Here is a 16,536-nt window from a genome sequence, read left to right as displayed (position 1 = left end):
TCTACTGGCTTGTCTGTCTTTATGCAATCCTTTTTTGTTTACAATCACATTTTCCCGTGATACACTCAAGAAAAACGTAGGAGGTGAAGGCTGTGGATGAATTGCGAACTTACACGGAATATAATACAAACCTATTTCAGGAAATCTATATGCTTTTCTGCGGAATACAAGACTGCCAACCCCTCTATTCCTATGGACCTGCCATCCGGGATTCTTACATATTTCACGTATGCACAAAAGGAAAGGGAACTTTTTATTCCGGTGAAAGAAGTTATGCTATCGAAACAGGGCAGGGCTTTTTGATTCGGCCCGACAGACTCACCTTCTATCAGGCCGATGAGACAGAGCCGTGGAGCTACGTCTGGGTCGCCATTGCCGGCTCCGATATCGAACGATATTTCCAGCTCATCGGAACAGCTCCGGATCACCCGGTCTTTACCTGCCCTGATCCGGAAAAAGCAAAAAAATATGTCCTGGATATGATTGCTCACCATAAGATGAGCTTACAGAATGAAATTTACATCCAGGGAGTTTTGCTTCAGTTTCTGGCTCTTCTTGTTGAGGGCTCCGATTACAAGACTAAGAGCCGGAAAAAGATTGCGGACGTCTATGTAAGTCAGGCCATCTCTTATATTTACAAAAATTATCAGAATCCGATATCCGTCCAAGAAATCGCAGACTTTCTCTCCCTAAACCGCAGTTACCTGACAGAACTTTTTTTGAAAACAGTGCATTTGTCTCCACAGCAATTTCTCGTCAAGTATCGAATGACAAAGGCCTGTGAACTGCTGCAGAATACCAGCCTCCCCATTGAACATATCGCATATTCCTGCGGGTATTGCAGCACATTCTCTTTTTCCAAAGCCTTTCGCAAGGTCAACGGTATCAGTCCCTCCGGCTACCGTCAGTTTAAGAAAGTGAACCCCTATTCGATCGATCTCAAAAGAAACAATTTGGATTGATAATCCCCGTTTCTTCCATTATATTCCTCCCGGTTCTCCCCGGAGGAAGCATCGGATACATCCAGTCCGTACCACAAAAGTTCGTCACCGTAAAGATCTCCTTCAATTCTGGAGACATGATATATTTTATCTGGATCCAGGCCCTGTAGACGGATCTTTCTGTACGGTCCATTAACTGTCTGCAATATCCGGTAATATCCTACCATCGCATTCCTTTGATCCTCTGACACGACCATCCATGCCATTTCATTCCCTTCAAACGGACTGACAAGTCGGTAAAAAGTACCGAATTGGATCAGACGCCGATATTTTTTCATAAATCCAATCTGCTCTTTCACCTCTTCTTTCTCTTCCTCTGTCAGTCTGTTCGGATCCAGTTCATACCCAAAAGTCCCGAAATACGCCACATTAGCCCGCATCTCCAGCGATGAATTCCTAAGAAGCTGATGATTTGGCACGGCAGACACATGAGATCCCATACTGCTTACCGGGTAGACCAGTGAAGTCCCATACTGGATCTTACAGCGCTCCACCGCATCCGTATCGTCCGATGTCCAACACTGTGGCGCATAATACAAAAGGCCCGGATCAAACCGTCCGCCCCCGCTTGCACAAGACTCAAACAAGATCTTCGGAAATGCCTTTGTCAGCATGTCATAAAGCCGGTATACACCTAAAATATACCGATGGAACACTTTCCCCTGATCTCCCGATCCGACGCCTGTAGAGTAGACCTCAGACATACTCCGATTCATATCCCATTTAACATAGGAAATCGGCGCTTCGCTTAAAACCTTGTACATTTGTCCAAATATGGCATTCACCACTTCATCCCGCGAGAAGTCAAGCACATACTGATTTCTTCCATGGGACAGTCTCCTCCCTTTATCTCCCAGGATCCAGTCCGGGTGTTCCCTGTAAAGATGGCTGTTCTTATTCACCATCTCCGGCTCGAACCACAGACCGAACTTCATTCCTTCTGCTTCCACTCTTTTCGCAATTCCGGTGATTCCATCCGGAAGTTTCTCCAGATTCGGATACCAGTCTCCAAGGGAACGAGTATCGTCATTTCTTTCGCCAAACCAACCGTCATCCAACACAAACAGCTCCACTCCAAGACTCTTTGCTGTTTTAACAATACTCAAAATTTTCTCTTCATCAAAATCAAAATATGTTGCTTCCCAATTATTGATCAGAATCGGCCGTTCCTTATCTCTCCAGTATCCTTTCGCAAGGCGGCTTCTGTAAAGAGTATGATATGCCTGACTCATTCCATTTAATCCCTGGTCCGAATACACCAACACCGCCTCCGGCGTCTGAAAACTCTCCCCTTTTTTCAACGTCCAGGAAAAGGTATCCGGGTGGATTCCCATCGTGATTCTTGTTGTATCATAAGTATCCACATCTGCCTGCGCCAGGAAATTCCCACTGTAAACGAGGCTGAACCCATACACTTCTCCATTTCCCTCTGTGGTCTCACGACGTTTTAAAGCTAAAAACGGATTATAATGATGACTACTGCATCCCCTCATACTATAGACAGACTGCGTACCGTGCTCAAGCTTCCTTATTTTCACAGCCCTCTCTCTTGACCATGCCCCGGTCAGTTCTATCATTTCAAATTCTTTGTCCGGAAAATCTACGCTTACACTCATCACCCGGTTCAAAACAATTTCCTCTTCTCCAGTCTGCATAATTTTAGCACTTCTCGCAATAGCCGGGACATTGACAAAAATCGTATAAAACAGTATCATTTCGGTTCCCGTAAGCTGATCTTTTAAATAAAGTTCCAGTGTATCCGCCTCGTCATCCTGTTCCACATAGGTTGCCGGAAGGCCCTCCAGTTCCGGCTTCCCTTTGTAAATGCGATGTCCCTGATAGATAAACTCAGATATCCTGCTGCCATTTTCCTGCTGCACTTCAATAGCCGGATATCTCATATCTCCTGCTCCGTAAACTGGATATTCCTGTTTGATATGCTCCATGGAAAAATCCAGATTATGTTCAAAAGCACAGACCGACATTGGTCTTGCCCGGAAATTCAACATATGCGCAAAGCTTTCTCTGTCTTTTAACCTTTTCCCAAAATACAGATGTCCGAGCTGCCCATTCTCCAACACGGTCAAAATGTAACTGATTTTTTCATTGTAAAGATGGAACTCTTTTGCCGTTTCACGAAAACAAATTGCCATCTGCTTTCCTCCTTCTCCTTTGATTTTCGGATCGTTATTTCGTTTTTCATTTACCTCTATTATAATCATTCTTCTCTTTTATTCCAGTTCAAGATGTTGGATAAATATGTCCAAATGTTGGCTTTTTGTATTGCTGAATTAACATAAAGACCCGGAGAACTTTACGCTCTCCGGGTCTTTTTTCGATCCATGATCTTACAGAATATAATCGCCGTTCCCGTGCTGATAGCTGTCGCCACAATCCCCGCCCCTACGATCGCAGTCGGATTTACACTTCCGTACTGGCTCCGAAAGGCGATGACATTCACCGGAATAAGCTGTAATGAAGAAATATTCAGGATGAGAAAGTTGCACATCGCATTACTCGCCACCGGGCTTCCATGGTTGAGTTTTCCAAGTTCCTCCATGGCTTTCAGTCCCGCGGGTGTCGCCGCCCAGCCAAGACCGAGGAAGTTGGCGATAATGTTTGTAGTAATATGTTCGCCCGCTTTATGCCCTTCCGGAACTTCCGGAAACAAAAATCTCACAAATGGTTTGAGCATCTTCGCCCCTTTCTCAATCATCCCGGCCTTCGACGCAATTTCCATCAATCCCATCCAGAATGCCATGACGCCGATCATCGTAATGCAAAGTGTCACCGCCTCCTTGGATGAGTCTAGGGCAGCGTCCGTAATCTCCGGTATTCTGCCCGTAAATGCAGCGAAGATGATCCCAATCAGAATCATCCCCGCCCATAAAGAATTCAACATCGCTTCGACTCCTACACTTTGTTTTCCACATTATATGTGAAAATCCCGCGGATTATTTCTCGCTTTGAAGAATATCTTTGATTTTTATATTGTTTTTCTTTAATTTCAGATATACGATTTCCCGAAACAATGCATATAAAACCGATACGATCGGAATGAAAATCAACATTCCGACAACTCCCATCAGACTGCCGCCAATGCTGACTGCGGCCAGCACCCAAATAGAAGGAAGTCCCACCGAGTTGCCTACCACATGCGGATAGATTAGGTTTCCTTCAATCTGCTGCAATACCAGAAACAATACGATAAACCATAGCGCCTGAATCGGATGAATCATAAAGATCAGAAACGTACCGACAGCGCACCCAATAAACGCCCCAAAAATCGGGATCAGAGCAGTAAAGGCAATCAGAATTCCGATCAGCCATGCATACGGCATCTTAAATATACTCATGGCAATTACAAACATTGTTCCAAGAATTACTGCCTCCATACATTGTCCTGTCAGAAAATTGGAAAATGTCCGGTATGTCAGAGAACAAACCTCGATAGCCGCCTCTGCCCTGCCCTTCTGTACAAAAGCAAACAGAACCTTTTTCGCCTGCACCCCAAGTTTCTCCTTCTGAAGTAGAATATAGCAGGCAAATACAAAAGCAATAAAAAACGTCGCAAACCCACTTACAATATTTACCGCGGCGGTCACACCGGACTCGACAATATTTCCTGCACCGTTGGACACCCAGTCTACCGCAACTTCAATGACCTTATCCCAATTAAACTCTAATTGATTGACGTAAGCCATCACTTCCTTATTATTGTGGAACCAGTCGTTTGCCCACTCCTGTACTTTAGGAATAAAGGTTTGAATACTGTATCCTAATTTGGCAATCGTACCTGTTAATTGTGGAAGAACACCAAAGAGGACGGCTGCCACAATTCCGATCACAAAAATAATGGTAAGGACAAGGCTGACCGGTCTTGCCGTTTTCCTGACTATTTTATATTTTTCTTTCCACTTTTCCTGGATCAGCCTGTTTTCGATGAAATGCATCGGCACATTGAATACAAACGCAATCGCCCCTCCGAGAATGAAAGGAAACACAACCCCGATCACAAATTTGACCGCCTGAAATACAATCGTATATTTCCAGAAACACAAAATAATCAGTGCAGTAAATACGATCAGATGCCTTATTTTTTTCATATTCTCGTTGTTTAATTCCATATAAAGTCCCCTTTATCTGAGTTTAAAACGGATTGCTTTTAAACACTGAATCACCGGAATATTTAATATCGCAAGTCCATAAACCGTGAAAAGCTGTGTTATATTGAGAGTTGTAACACTAAATATGCCATGCAATGCCGGAATTGTCAATACTCCTGTAATCAGAACAAATCCGATCAGGAAAGCTCCCTGGAGATAAATATTATTAAAGAACCCTTTCTTAAACAACACCGGCCTGTCTGCCTTACAGTTATATCCATGGAAAAGTCTGGATGTACAGAGTGTTCCAAACGCCATCGTACTTCCGAGCAGTGCTCCTTCGCTTGTATACCCAATCATAAAAGCAATCATAGTCATTACGCCAATAGAAAGTCCTTCTGTCACAATCTTAGCCAAAAAATCTCTGGTCAGAATGGATTCATCTTTCTGTCTTGGCTTTTCATCCATAACGTCTTTTCTATGCGGCTCCAGTCCAAGGGCAATCGCCGGAAGACTATCTGTCAACAGATTGATAAACAACAGGTGAACCGGAGCGAACGGAACCGGAAGACCAGCGATGGATGCGTACAGAACCGCAAGGATTGCTCCGAAGTTTCCGGATAACAGAAACTGAATCGAACTCTTGATATTTCTATATACATTTCTTCCGTTCTCCACTGCCTTGACAATCGTGGCAAAGTTATCATCCGTCAGAACCATGGATGCAGCATCCTTTGCTACCTCGGTTCCTGTAATACCCATGGCAACACCTACATCTGCCTGCTTCAGTGCCGGTGCATCGTTGACGCCGTCCCCGGTCATAGATACGATATTGCCTTTCTCCTGCCATGCTTTTACGATTCGAATCTTATGCTCCGGTGAAACACGGGCATACACAGAAATATGTTCTACAAAATCTTTCAGTTCAGCGTCAGACATGGTCTCAATATCCGCACCCTCACACGCCTCGGATTCATCTTTAAGGATTCCAATCCTCTTTGCAATGGCCGCTGCCGTAACCTTGTGGTCTCCTGTAATCATCACCGGCTTGATTCCGGCCCGGATACATTCTGCTACCGCAGCTTTGGACTCTTCTCTTGGCGGATCCATCATAGAGATTAGACCGAGGAATGTCAGGTCATCTTCATCATCTTCTACAATCTCTGTCTTTGTCTCCAATCTCTTATATGCAAATCCGAGAACTCTAAGTCCCTGTCTGGAGAAATCCTGATTGACACTGGCAATGTGCTTCCGGTCCTCATCTGTGATCGGCTCTTCCTCACCATTTCTGCGTACTTTGCACATTCTTCCAGAAAGAACATCCACAGCGCCTTTGACAAACATGATAACACCCTCACTCGTCTCATGTACGGTAGACATGAGCTTTCTGTCACTGTCAAATGGCACTTCCGAGATTCTTCCATATTTTTGCCGGATCTCTTCCACATCCATTCCACAGTTTCCTGCAAAGGTGACTAGAGCTGTCTCTGTCGGATCCCCAATCTCCTGCCCGTTTACATTCTTTGCATCGTTGCATAAAATACTTGCAAGCATCAGCCTTCTGACCTCGTCCTGCTCTGTGGAGACTTCCTCCTTTGACATTCTATGCCCTGCAATGTAATAATCTTCCACTGTCATCTTATTCTGTGTCAGCGTTCCTGTCTTATCAGAACAGATAACAGACACACTGCCCAGACCTTCTACAGCCTGGAGTTTTCGGATGATCGCATGTTCTCTTGCCATCTTCTGCGTACCAAAAGAAAGTACGATTGTTACAATAGAACTCAATGCCTCCGGAATTGCCGCAACCGCAAGCGCAACCGCAAACATAAATGCATCTCCGAAGGATTCTCCTCTCCACACGTTGATTCCCATGAGGATTGCACAGAGAATCAGAATAAGAATAGAAAGTTTCTGACCAAACTGATCCAAATTGACCTGGAGCGGTGTTCTCTTCTCAGACGTCGTCTTTAAGAGGGATGCAATCTTTCCAACTTCCGTCTCCATACCAATACCAGTAACAACAAATTTTCCTCTCCCGTATGTGACGAAGCTTCCGGAAAATACCATGTTCACCCGGTCGCCAAGCGGCACCTCCCCCTCAATCAAGTCTATGCTCTTCTCTACCGGAATGCTTTCTCCTGTCAGTGCGCTCTCATCTACTTTGAGACTTGCCTGTTCGATAATCCTTCCATCCGCCGGAACCTGATCTCCTGCTTCCAGAATGACAATATCACCGACTGTTACTTCCCTGGACGGGATCTGCATGACAGTTCCATCACGCTCTACTTTGGCCTCTGGTCCGGAGAGCTTCTTTAGACTGTTCAGAGATTTTTCCGCCTTCACAGTCTGCACCGTTCCAAGAATTGCATTGATTGTGATGACAATCAGGATTACCGCCGCGCTTTCTGCATCCCCGAGAAAACCTGAGATGATTGCCGAGATAATCAGAATGATAACAAGGAAATCCTTGTACTGCTCCAGAAAAATCATCCCGATGCTTTTCTTCTTCTCTTCCTGAAGCTCATTTGGTCCGTACTTCTTCTGATGTTCCCGCACCTGCTCACTGGAAAGCGACTCCAAAGAGCCGTTAATCTGCATCCTGGTCTCATCAGATCCCATCTGATAATACTGTTTCATTTTTTCCTCCTCCACTTTCTTATAGGGTTCACCATTTTTTCATTTGCGATTCATACAGAAAAGTAAAGTATAAAAAAAGAGACTTTTACTGCACCACGCTCATGCAATAAAAGTCTCACCGTTTCATACTCGATCCGGGCAGAATCACTGCCGTACTGACGAACCTGTAACGCTTAATATAAGCGCCAGTTACTCCCTTTTATCAGATATTAATATAACGATTTTTTCTTAAAATGTCAACCTTTATCTCTGTAAATTTTCCATAAACAAGTAGCATTGGTATAAAATGGCTGCCGTACATTCCCGCGCGGCAGCCATCATACTATCTACTATCCTATGTTTAAAACAGATTAGTTTGTGATTGTCATCTCCGTCTCTTTGTCAAATACGTGAATCTTTTCAGCATCAAATGCGAATTTCACTGTATCTCCGTTTCTTGCTGTTGTTCTTGGATCAACACGAGCTGTCATAGTAGCTCCTTCGTAATCAAAGTGTAAGTAAACTTCTGCACCAAGCATTTCATATACACGAATTGTAGCTTCGATCACTGTGTTCGGAGAAGATGCGATGAACATCGGCTCATCGTGCACGTCTTCCGGACGAATACCAAGTACAACCGTCTTTCCAGCATATCCACCATCGATAAGCTTCTTTGCTTTTGCAGGCGGAAGTTCGATCTTAGCCGGACCTACATTTAATAAAACTTTGTCTCCATTTACTTCACATTTTGCATCCAGGAAGTTCATCTGAGGAGATCCAATGAATCCAGCAACAAACAGGTTGCATGGCTCATCGTACAGTTTTCTTGGAGTATCTACCTGCTGAACAACACCAGCATTCATAACTACGATTCTTGTACCGAGTGTCATAGCCTCTGTCTGGTCATGTGTTACGTAGATGATTGTTGTACCAAGTCTCTGATGTAATTTGGAGATCTCAATACGCATCTGTCCTCTTAATTTCGCATCCAAGTTGGAAAGAGGCTCGTCCATAAGGAATACCTTCGGATTACGAACGATCGCACGTCCCATGGCAACACGCTGTCTCTGTCCACCAGAAAGAGCTTTCGGCTTACGGTCAAGCAGTTTCTCAAGATCAAGGATCTTTGCTGCTTCACGAACCATCTTGTCAATCTCCGGTTTCGGAACTTTTCTTAATTTCAGTCCGAATGCCATGTTGTCATAAACTGTCATATGTGGATACAGAGCGTAGTTCTGGAATACCATCGCAATATCTCTGTCTTTCGGCTCAACATCGTTTACTACTTTGTCGCCAATTTTCAGTTCTCCGGATGTAATCTCTTCCAGTCCGGCAACCATACGAAGGGTTGTAGATTTTCCGCATCCTGAAGGTCCTACGAAAATGATAAATTCTTTATCAGCAATTTCAAGGTTGAAATCTTTAACAGCCTCGAAACCGTTTGGATAAACTTTATTAATATGTTTCAATGATAAACTTGCCATCGGTGCTTCCTCCTAAATTTTAACCGTTTTTATTCGATGTAATTAGTATAAAAAAAAATGGTCAAAAACGCTAGTGCATGATTGCACAAACATTTTTGGGGATTCTGTACAAGGTGCCGAACTCTTTTGGGTCATATCTCACCTTTTTTCCCGATCATTTCCTGGTAGATATCCCGCTTACTTACCCCTCTGTCTTTTGCGGTCCGTTTCATAGCCTCCTTTTTATCCATTCCCTGGTTTAAATAAATCTGCAGATGCTCTTCCACAGAAAGTGGCATCCACCCTTTCTTTTGTTCCTCCTCCACTTCCTCCTGACTCTTTCCCTCCAGGACGAGTACACATTCTCCTTTTGGCGGCACTTCCTCATAATACCTGACGGCTCCTCCAAGACTATCGCTGTATACAGTCTCGTACTTCTTTGTAAGCTCCCGGCACACCGTGATTCTCCGGTGGCTGCCAAGAGTGTTCTCCAGTTCTCTTAATGTCTTTACCAGTCTGTGCGGCGCTTCATAGAAAATCATTGTCCTAGTCTCCGTACACACCTCATCCAGTATACGGCGGCGTTCCTTCTTATCTTGTGGCAAAAATGCCTCAAAAGCAAACCGTCTGGTCGACATTCCGGACAAAGTCAGCGCCGTAATGCAGGCACACGCCCCCGGAAGCGATGTGACAGCGATGCCTGCTTCCTTACACATGCGTACCAGCTCTTCTCCCGGATCTGATATCCCTGGAGTGCCGGCATCCGTTATGAGCGCAACATCCTTGCCCTCCTGCAATTTTTCCACCAATTTTCTCCCTTTTTCGATTTTATTGTATTCATGGTAACTTGTCATGGGTGTACGGATCTCAAAGTGATTCAACAATTTAATACTGTTTCTCGTATCTTCCGCCGCAATCAGATCCACTTCTTTTAAGATCCGGATCACACGGAACGTCATATCTTCCAGATTCCCTATCGGAGTCGCACACAAATATAATGTTCCTGCCATAGTTCCTCCTTTACTTTTCTCCTGCCCTTCCCATCCCATAGTTGGTGAGAAGCTCCCCGGTATAACTTCCATCCTTTTCATAGACAATCAGTGGAGGATCCACCTGCATCCGTGATCTGCCCTTATTACTCCCCTCGATCAGAACCATATTGGGCTCCTTATCCACATAAGGATGGACAAAGCGGATTCTCTTCGGCTCAATCCCATAACTTGTCATCTTTGTAAAAATCTCCGCCAGACGAAACGGTCTATGTACCATATAGAATCTCCCATGGAATGTCAGAAGTCTTGCGCTCTCTCGCAAAATATCATCCAAAGTACAGAGTACCTCATGTCTGGCGATCGTCTTGGCACTGTTGACATTCTGAATCCCATGCTGCCCGATCATATAGGGTGGATTTGTTGTGATGACGTCAAAAGAAGCAGCCGGAAAGTAGTCTGCCGCTTCTTTAATATCGCCTGTCTTTATCGTAATTTTGTCTTCCAGATGGTTGTGAACGACACTTCTTCTGGCCATATCCGCGCTTTCCTCCTGGATTTCCAAACCTGTAAATTCCTCTCCGTCCGTCTTGACTGTCATCAAAATGGGAATGATCCCTGTCCCGGTGCCGATGTCCAGAGCACGCTCGCCCCTTTTGACCTTTGCGTAGCTGGCTAAAAGCACAGCATCCATTCCAAAACAGAACTTTCCCGGATGCTGAATAATCTCATACCCATGAGTCTGCAGATCATCCAGGCGCTCCCCATCTTTTAACTTACACATTGTCCAATTTCGACGCTCCTTCATTTTTCTCAAGTGCTACAAGCTCTTTCATTTCCTCTTTGGAAAGGCGCATATCATTTTTCTTTCTGTGTGACTTGAATTTCAGCTCAGAAGCCTTATACTCGCGTATCTCTTTCTCGTCGTTTTCCAGTGTCACAACTACCTTGACTAGCTGCCTCAATACACTTAAACTCTGCACTTCTCCCCGCAGTCCTTCTGGTGTTGTCACCGTATCGCCTGTGGACGGCAGCCTGCTGTTAAGCTTCTCATATGTCTCCTGCTCATTTGTCAGACAACACATCAGTCTTCCACACACACCGGAAATCTTGGTCGGATTTAGAGACAGATTCTGCTCTTTCGCCATTTTGATGGAAACTGGCGCAAACTCCGAAAGATAGGTGTGGCAACAGAGCTCCCTTCCGCAGATACCGATGCCCCCCCGCAGTTTCGTTTCATCACGAACTCCGATCTGCCTGAGCTCAATCCTTGTCCTGAACACCGCTGCCAGATCTTTTACAAGCTCCCGAAAGTCAATTCTTCCGTCTGCCGTAAAATAAAACAGTACTTTATTATTGTCAAATGTATATTCCGCATCAATCAATTTCATCTCCAGCTTATGTTTGCGAATCTTCTCCAGGCAGATTTGGAACGCTTCTTTCTCTTTTTCACGGTTACGTTCTTCGATCTTTCTGTCCTCGTTATTCGCAAGGCGGATCACTGACTTTAACGGCTGCGTGATCTGGTCTTCCTCCACTTCTTTCGGACCCATCACTACATGTCCAAACTCAATCCCCCGCGCCGTTTCGACAATCACCTGCTGTCCCTTCTTTATATGAAATTTACCAGGAGCAAAGTAATAAATCTTTCCGGCCGGTCGGAACCGGACTCCTATAATTCTTGTCATATTCTAGTTCTCCTTTATCGTCAATAGCAAAAGCTCCATCACCAGCTCAAAGTTGACATTTGCTTTCAGCCTTGTCTTCGCCTTTTCCAGTGCCTTAAGGATTGTCTCGATCCCCTCATAAGAGCTTGTATTGGCACTTTCTTTGATATATTTCATCTGATCCGAGAAAATCACGCCATTGATATCCTTCGTTGCCTTATAAAGCAAAACGTCCCGGTACCATACACTGATCAGGTCCAGAATATCATCCACTTCCACTTTATAAGAGGAAAGACTCTTGAGCGCCTTTAAAAGCTCCGGAAGCTCCATGTCCTTGATATACTTCATTATCTGGAGCGTCTCTTCCTTGATCTCATTAAAATGCTCCGATGTAGCCAGCATAATTGCCCTTCCCATATTACCCTGGGCAAAGGCGGTGCAGACATCCGCTTTGTAATCCGGTATCTGCATCTGCTCCATCAGATACTTCTTTATGAGCGCATCTTTTACATTTTTGATCTTTAGCATTACACATCTGGACAAAATCGTAGGCAAAAGACTTTCTGCATTTTCCGTAAGAAGAAAAATCACCGCATACTCCGGCGGTTCCTCAATCGTCTTGAGCAATGCATTCTGTGCCTGTACCGTCATCATGTCCGCATCCGGTACAATGTAGATCTTATATTTTCCATTGTACGGCCGGATCATAATATCATTATTGATCTGCACACGCACCTCTTCTACGCTGATTGTATTCGGCTTCTCATGCACCACCCGGATGATATCCGGATGATTGCCAGAAAGCGCCTGACGGCAGGAATGACATTCATTACAAGGCTCCGCCCCTCCGCGTTCGCACTGAAGCGTCATCGCAAATAATTGTGCAAACATCTTTTTCCCGGATCCGCGCTCCCCATTTAAAATATAGGCGTGAGAAATCTGTTTCTGAGTAACGGCTTTCTGAATATAGGATACTAAATCCTTACGTCCAACAACATCTTTAAATCCCGTCATTATTTTCACCTTCTTTATTCTATGTCAATCCCCGATTCTGGTAAATCTAATCCAATATAATTATATCACAAATAATTCTGAATATATAGCATTATTTCTTGAATGCACTCTTCCAGCACCACATTTTGAAAACGTCTGTCTATCCCACATCGTTTTAGATTCACTTCGCTGAAATCTATTGTATCTGCCAGAAATCTTCTGCACATTTCCGCATACTTTGGTTCCTCCTGAAGCCGCTCCCTCATAAGTGCCCGAGACAGCCGCTCTCCATCCTCTACCTCCACATAAATAGGTACAATCCGTTTCTGTCCAAAATATCCACACAGCTTTTCATAAGACTCCAGCGTACCGATCATCAGGTAATCCTCTTCGTTTAAGCGGATTCTTCCGTCATCCGCCGTAAAATATTTCCAGATTCCGTGTACAGTATCATACTCCCGAAGCTCAATCACTCTGCCCGCCCTCTGAAAATTCTCAAGCGTTTCCTCCCCCACAAAAAAGTACTCTTCTCCATCCCTTTCCTGCTCCCGCATGGGTCTCGTCGTATAAATCGTAACTGTATGAAGAAATGTCATCCTTTTCTTCAGTTCTTTAAATATGGTATCTTTTCCCGATGAACTTTTCCCCATCAAATAGAAAATCTTACCCATTTATCCACACTCCTATTCTGTTTTCCTCAATCGTCCCTTCAATAGAGAAGCCCATATCACGATATTGACAAAGAATCCGAGCCGCCTCCATTGAGATCCGCTCACCCGGAACAAGTATCGGGCTCCCCGGAGGATAAAGATATGCATATTCCAGAGCAACCAGGCCCGCACAGTCCTCAAAACTTACACTTTTCTTCTGTTCTTCAGGAATGTCCCCCATCTCGCATGGAAGATAATTTTGCTCCACTGGCGGAAGCTGCGTCTGAATCTTTTTACTATCCTGACAGGTTTCAATCTGTTTGTCAATCTCCAGAAGGGCTTTTTCCAATCTCTGAAATCCCTCCTTGGTATCTGCCACGGACGTCATCGCCAAGACGTAGCTTCCCGACGTCATTTCCATCTGCAAATGATAATCCGTAAGCAGTCTTCTGGAAAGTTCTCTACTTGACAGACTCGTCCCATCTGTGGCAATCACAATCTTCGATCTGTCATAACTTCGTATTTGCTTTGGCTCACATAGGTGCAAATGTTCCATCCTTTTAAGACTTTTTCTGAGCAGCCCCAGATTGTCCACATACTGCGTAAAAATTTCCTGCGCCCTTGTCTCCAGAAGATGAACACAAGCGTCAATGCCTGCCATCAAAACATAAGAAGGACTGCTTGACTGTAACATGTGAAGGTAGTGTCTCACCCGCTTCCGATCCGCCAGTGTTCCGTTCATATGAAGAAGGGCGGTCTGTGTCAGCGCCGGAAGTGTCTTGTGTACACTGTGTATAACAATATCTGCTCCTAGTCTATTCGCATTTTCCGGAAAATAGTCGTCAAATCCGAAATGTGCTCCATGAGCCTCGTCCACAATCAACGGAATCTCATGGTGGTGCACTATCTCAGCAATCGCCCGGATGTCCGAGACTACTCCGTCATAGGACGGAGAAACTATCATAACCGCCCGGATTCCCGGGTGTTCCGTGATCATCTCCTCTACATCCCCCACTCTGATCTGACCACTTAGCACCGAATCTCCGTCTTCTTTCCTTGGGTAAATGTAGACCAGCTTGAGTCCAAACATTTCAGCAGCATGGTAGACAGATTTATGACAGTTCCTGGCAATCAGAACTTCATCTCCTCTTCTAGTGCATCCCGCCAGAGCGCTCAGAATCCCTACAGTGCTTCCATTGATAAGAAATCTTGTCTCTTCCGTACCATAGACGGCTGCCGCCCTCTGCTGCGCTTCCATAAGTATTCCTTCGCAATGATGTAGATCATCAAATCCCTCAATTTCTGTAATATCTATATGAAATGGAAACTCCTCTTCCATAATCATTTTATTTCTCTTGTGTCCCGGCATATGAAAGCCGTAGTAATCTGATTGTGCATAACCGCTTAATTTTTCATATAGTGTCATACGAACCTCCTGCATTTACCGGAAAATGCCCAGACACATTCCGGAATTGTAAACGAGCACCAATATTATTGACAAATCGGACTTTAGCTCGTCACCATTGTTAAAAAATGCTGCCCCTTAGTAAGGGCAGCCATTCTTGTGTCTTATCTCTGTTTTATTCCTTGTCTTAGATTTCTCCCGCACTCTATTCTGAGAATACCTTTACATTGTAAATAGCATTCTGTATTTCCTCCGCCGTCTCTCTGTTTCCCGTATTTAAAACAGCAAAAATCTGGCATCCGTAATCTGCCCCGAATTTACCGGAAGCGATCAAGTAGCGGATCTCATTCTCAAGATCATAACGGATTGTCGCATAGTAAAGTCCCTCATTATCATAGGACTGAAATTCTTCGATCTGATAGGATGTGCCGCCAATAACATCTTCATAAAGCGCCGCACATTCCTGCTCTGATTTTGGAAAACTTTCTGAAGAAATCCCTTCCCCCAAATATTCCATCTTGATTTCTCCCACTTTTCCATCCAGAACAATCTCACTGGCACTCTGCTTCGTACACTCGAACCTATCTGACAAATCAATCTGTATTTCCTGATTCCCCAACTGGTAGACTTCCTCTGAAATCTCGCTCTGCCCTGTTTCCTCTGCAGAACACCCTGTTGACAGAACCGCAGTCAAAACGCAGAAACTCAGAAGTGCAACCCTCATCTTTCTGTAGATTCTCCTCATATCCTCTCTCCTTCTTTCCCTAATCTCAGTTTATCGTCAGAAAGTTGCCTTGTCAAATTTATTTGAGTTTTTTCGCCAAAATTTGTAACTAATCAGCCGTCTGTTCTGAAATCAATCAGAAAAATCTATGAAAAAGACCTCATATGAATCATACGACTCATATGAGGTCATAGAGCGTGAAGCATCGGGGATTCGAACCCCGGACAACTTGATTAAAAGTCAAGTGCTCTACCGACTGAGCTAATGCTCCATAATACCAATAAATGCCCAAAGCCGGAATCGAACCAGCGACACGAGGATTTTCAGTCCTCTGCTCTACCAACTGAGCTATCTGGGCTTATCCTCTAAAATAAAAAAGGACAAAAAAAATTGCGGGGGCAGGATTTGAACCTACGACCTTCGGGTTATGAGCCCGACGAGCTTCCAGACTGCTCCACCCCGCGTCATTATAAAGTTATAATATATTATAGCACATTTCTCAGAAAATATGCAAGTGGATGGAGGTGGATTCGAACCACCGAAAGCGTTGCTAACAGATTTACAGTCTGCCCCCTTTGGCCACTCGGGAATCCATCCATAATACCAATAAAACTGGTAGAGCCAACGATCGGACTCGAACCGATAACCTGCTGATTACAAATCAGCTGCTCTGCCAATTGAGCCACGTTGGCATATATTTGATTAAGCCACGCAGGCAAATGCCGATTGGCAATGGGACCTATAGGGCTCGAACCTATGACCCTCTGCTTGTAAGGCAGATGCTCTCCCAGCTGAGCTAAGATCCCAAAACGACCCGGATGGGACTCGAACCCACGACCTCCGCCGTGACAGGGCGGCGCTCTAACCAACTGAGCCACCGGGCCAAATTTCTAAGACTCTGTACCTTCAAAACCACATA

13 protein-coding genes and 7 tRNA genes are annotated in these 16,536 nt (G+C 44.6%); 1 reads left to right on the top strand and 19 read right to left on the bottom strand.

Annotated features, from left to right (window positions below; all coding sequences use genetic code 11):
• Nucleotides 1-92: 92 nt before the first annotated feature.
• Nucleotides 93-962: an AraC family transcriptional regulator gene (locus AOA56_RS00100; RefSeq protein ID WP_242843425.1), complete on the top strand. Its 870-nt coding sequence runs from the start codon at nucleotides 93-95 to the stop codon at nucleotides 960-962.
• Here the strand turns inward: AOA56_RS00100 and AOA56_RS00095 are convergent.
• The 19 genes from AOA56_RS00095 to AOA56_RS00005 all read right to left on the bottom strand — a co-directional run bounded on the left by AOA56_RS00095 (nucleotide 926) and on the right by AOA56_RS00005 (nucleotide 16,501).
• Entirely contained in the window at nucleotides 926-3,154 is a 2,229-nt protein-coding gene (locus AOA56_RS00095; RefSeq protein ID WP_053768735.1) for an alpha-galactosidase, read from the bottom strand. The two genes, AOA56_RS00100 and AOA56_RS00095, sit on opposite strands and share 37 nt — an antisense overlap.
• Nucleotides 3,155-3,315: 161 nt before the next feature.
• Nucleotides 3,316-3,903 (bottom strand): nucleoside recognition domain-containing protein, encoded by a 588-nt coding sequence (locus AOA56_RS00090; protein WP_053768723.1) that lies wholly within the window; start codon nucleotides 3,901-3,903, stop codon nucleotides 3,316-3,318.
• 52 nt (nucleotides 3,904-3,955) lie between these two features.
• Nucleotides 3,956-5,128: an AI-2E family transporter gene (locus AOA56_RS00085; RefSeq protein ID WP_053768722.1), complete on the bottom strand. Its 1,173-nt coding sequence runs from the start codon at nucleotides 5,126-5,128 to the stop codon at nucleotides 3,956-3,958.
• Between the two features lie 12 nt (nucleotides 5,129-5,140).
• A complete protein-coding gene (locus tag AOA56_RS00080; protein ID WP_048621198.1) occupies nucleotides 5,141-7,747 on the bottom strand; it encodes a calcium-translocating P-type ATPase, PMCA-type in 2,607 nt (868 codons plus the stop codon).
• A gap of 350 nt (nucleotides 7,748-8,097) precedes the next feature.
• Nucleotides 8,098-9,210 (bottom strand): ABC transporter ATP-binding protein, encoded by a 1,113-nt coding sequence (locus AOA56_RS00075; protein ID WP_024733965.1) that lies wholly within the window; start codon nucleotides 9,208-9,210, stop codon nucleotides 8,098-8,100.
• Between the two features lie 131 nt (nucleotides 9,211-9,341).
• Nucleotides 9,342-10,199, bottom strand: a complete 858-nt coding sequence (rsmI, locus tag AOA56_RS00070) for a 16S rRNA (cytidine(1402)-2'-O)-methyltransferase (RefSeq protein WP_053768721.1) — start codon at nucleotides 10,197-10,199, stop codon at nucleotides 9,342-9,344.
• 10 nt (nucleotides 10,200-10,209) lie between these two features.
• Nucleotides 10,210-10,962: a tRNA1(Val) (adenine(37)-N6)-methyltransferase gene (locus AOA56_RS00065; RefSeq protein WP_053768720.1), complete on the bottom strand. Its 753-nt coding sequence runs from the start codon at nucleotides 10,960-10,962 to the stop codon at nucleotides 10,210-10,212.
• A complete protein-coding gene (locus AOA56_RS00060) occupies nucleotides 10,955-11,866 on the bottom strand; it encodes a PSP1 domain-containing protein (protein WP_053768719.1) in 912 nt (303 codons plus the stop codon). Before AOA56_RS00060 ends, AOA56_RS00065 begins: the two co-directional genes overlap by 8 nt.
• A gap of 3 nt (nucleotides 11,867-11,869) precedes the next feature.
• Nucleotides 11,870-12,859: a DNA polymerase III subunit delta' gene (gene holB / locus AOA56_RS00055; RefSeq protein WP_053768718.1), complete on the bottom strand. Its 990-nt coding sequence runs from the start codon at nucleotides 12,857-12,859 to the stop codon at nucleotides 11,870-11,872.
• A gap of 65 nt (nucleotides 12,860-12,924) precedes the next feature.
• Entirely contained in the window at nucleotides 12,925-13,509 is a 585-nt protein-coding gene (locus AOA56_RS00050) for a nucleoside/nucleotide kinase family protein (RefSeq protein WP_048621195.1), read from the bottom strand.
• On the bottom strand, nucleotides 13,502-14,914 hold the full coding sequence (locus AOA56_RS00045; protein WP_053768717.1) for an aminotransferase class I/II-fold pyridoxal phosphate-dependent enzyme: 1,413 nt from the start codon (nucleotides 14,912-14,914) through the stop codon (nucleotides 13,502-13,504). Before AOA56_RS00045 ends, AOA56_RS00050 begins: the two co-directional genes overlap by 8 nt.
• A 184-nt stretch (nucleotides 14,915-15,098) precedes the next feature.
• A complete protein-coding gene (locus AOA56_RS00040; RefSeq protein ID WP_024733959.1) occupies nucleotides 15,099-15,638 on the bottom strand; it encodes a hypothetical protein in 540 nt (179 codons plus the stop codon).
• A 177-nt stretch (nucleotides 15,639-15,815) separates the two neighbouring features.
• Nucleotides 15,816-15,888, bottom strand: a tRNA-Lys gene (locus tag AOA56_RS00035).
• 14 nt (nucleotides 15,889-15,902) lie between these two features.
• Nucleotides 15,903-15,975 (bottom strand) — tRNA-Phe (locus AOA56_RS00030).
• Between the two features lie 32 nt (nucleotides 15,976-16,007).
• Nucleotides 16,008-16,081 (bottom strand) — tRNA-Met (locus AOA56_RS00025).
• A gap of 51 nt (nucleotides 16,082-16,132) precedes the next feature.
• Nucleotides 16,133-16,214, bottom strand: a tRNA-Tyr gene (locus tag AOA56_RS00020).
• Nucleotides 16,215-16,236: 22 nt separating this feature from the next.
• Nucleotides 16,237-16,309: transfer RNA gene (locus AOA56_RS00015), tRNA-Thr, on the bottom strand.
• A gap of 41 nt (nucleotides 16,310-16,350) precedes the next feature.
• Nucleotides 16,351-16,423: transfer RNA gene (locus AOA56_RS00010), tRNA-Val, on the bottom strand.
• Nucleotides 16,424-16,427: 4 nt separating this feature from the next.
• Nucleotides 16,428-16,501 (bottom strand) — tRNA-Asp (locus AOA56_RS00005).
• Between the last annotated feature and the right edge of the window lie 35 nt (nucleotides 16,502-16,536).

Origin of the sequence: Sellimonas intestinalis, assembly GCF_001280875.1 — a bacterium.
Taxonomy (GTDB): Bacteria; Bacillota; Clostridia; order Lachnospirales; family Lachnospiraceae; genus Sellimonas; species Sellimonas intestinalis.
Note: the sequence above shows the minus strand (reverse complement) of the source record. Positions and strands in the feature narration are given on the sequence as shown.

What these genes read in the sequence shown, in the direction of transcription:
- AOA56_RS00095 (WP_053768735.1), bottom strand. Translation starts at nt 3,154, where the DNA reads ATGGCAATTTGTTTTCGTGAAACGGCAAAAGAGTTCCATCTTTACAAT.
- AOA56_RS00090 (WP_053768723.1), bottom strand. Translation starts at nt 3,903, where the DNA reads ATGTTGAATTCTTTATGGGCGGGGATGATTCTGATTGGGATCATCTTC.
- AOA56_RS00085 (WP_053768722.1), bottom strand. Translation starts at nt 5,128, where the DNA reads ATGGAATTAAACAACGAGAATATGAAAAAAATAAGGCATCTGATCGTA.
- AOA56_RS00080 (WP_048621198.1), bottom strand. Translation starts at nt 7,747, where the DNA reads ATGAAACAGTATTATCAGATGGGATCTGATGAGACCAGGATGCAGATT.
- AOA56_RS00075 (WP_024733965.1), bottom strand. Translation starts at nt 9,210, where the DNA reads ATGGCAAGTTTATCATTGAAACATATTAATAAAGTTTATCCAAACGGT.
- rsmI (WP_053768721.1), bottom strand. Translation starts at nt 10,199, where the DNA reads ATGGCAGGAACATTATATTTGTGTGCGACTCCGATAGGGAATCTGGAA.
- AOA56_RS00065 (WP_053768720.1), bottom strand. Translation starts at nt 10,962, where the DNA reads ATGTGTAAGTTAAAAGATGGGGAGCGCCTGGATGATCTGCAGACTCAT.
- AOA56_RS00060 (WP_053768719.1), bottom strand. Translation starts at nt 11,866, where the DNA reads ATGACAAGAATTATAGGAGTCCGGTTCCGACCGGCCGGAAAGATTTAT.
- holB (WP_053768718.1), bottom strand. Translation starts at nt 12,859, where the DNA reads ATGACGGGATTTAAAGATGTTGTTGGACGTAAGGATTTAGTATCCTAT.
- AOA56_RS00050 (WP_048621195.1), bottom strand. Translation starts at nt 13,509, where the DNA reads ATGGGTAAGATTTTCTATTTGATGGGGAAAAGTTCATCGGGAAAAGAT.
- AOA56_RS00045 (WP_053768717.1), bottom strand. Translation starts at nt 14,914, where the DNA reads ATGACACTATATGAAAAATTAAGCGGTTATGCACAATCAGATTACTAC.
- AOA56_RS00040 (WP_024733959.1), bottom strand. Translation starts at nt 15,638, where the DNA reads ATGAGGAGAATCTACAGAAAGATGAGGGTTGCACTTCTGAGTTTCTGC.